Annotated in this window: 1 protein-coding gene; it reads right to left on the bottom strand. The window is 68.5% G+C overall.

Annotated features, from left to right (window positions below; translation table 11 throughout):
• Window positions 1-39: 39 nt before the first annotated feature.
• A partial coding sequence (locus PMI40_RS12105; protein ID WP_008115693.1) for a LysR family transcriptional regulator occupies window positions 40-908 on the bottom strand: 869 nt, incomplete at its 5' end.

The following is a 908-nucleotide window of genomic DNA, read 5'->3' as shown; positions in this document are numbered from 1 at the left end:
CGGCGGCGGCGCGAGCCAGCCCGCGCGCGGCTGACGCTTTCAGCGAATGGCCGAGAAGCGCTCGGCCAGCCCGGCCCGGCGAAAGTGCTCGACCACGAAGTCGACGAACACCCGGGTCTTGGCCGGCATCAGTCGCGCCGCCGTGAAGTACAGCGACAGCATGCCGGTATCGACATACCAGTCCGGCAGCACCCGCACCAGCGTGCCGCGATCGAGATAGATCACCGCGTGCGGCATCGCCACCAGCGTCACACCCAATCCCATCTCGGCGATTTCACAGGCGGCATTGGGATCGTTCATGGTCATTCTCGGCTTCAACGTCACCGGCGCCTGCGCGCCGGCCCGGTCGCGCAAGGTCCACAGGCGTACGCGTCCGGTCTGTGGCGAGCGGATCAATATGCCATCGTGCAGCGCCAGGTCTTGCGGCGTGCGCAGCCGCGCGTGCCTGGCCAGGTAGGCCGGCGACGCCAGCAGCACACGGTGCGCCGGCGCCAGCTCGCGCGCCACCACACCTGGCGAGAGGTCGATACCGCCGCCGATGGCGGCATCGAAGCCCTCGGCAATCAGGTCCACCGGACGGTTGCTGAAATCCCAGTCGGGCGAAATGGCCGGATAGCGCTGCAGGAAATCGCCCAGCAACGGCACCAGGTATTGGCGACCGAACCCGGTTCCCATGCTGACCCTGAGCGTGCCGGCGGGTTGCCCATCGGCGGTGGCCAGGTTGTTGACGGCGTTGCGAATGGTACCCAATGCGTCGCCGATTTCCTGCAGGAAGCGCTCGCCGGATTCGGTCAGCGTGAGCTTGCGGGTGCTGCGCTGGAATAGCCGCACGCCCAGGTTGGACTCGAGCCGGGCCACGTTCTTGCCGACCGCCGCCGAGCTCAGGCCCATGCGGCGGGCCGCCGCCG

It is taken from the genome of Herbaspirillum sp. YR522, assembly GCF_000282575.1.
In the GTDB taxonomy this organism is placed as follows: Bacteria; Pseudomonadota; Gammaproteobacteria; order Burkholderiales; family Burkholderiaceae_D; genus Herbaspirillum.
Note: the sequence above shows the minus strand (reverse complement) of the source record. Positions and strands in the feature narration are given on the sequence as shown.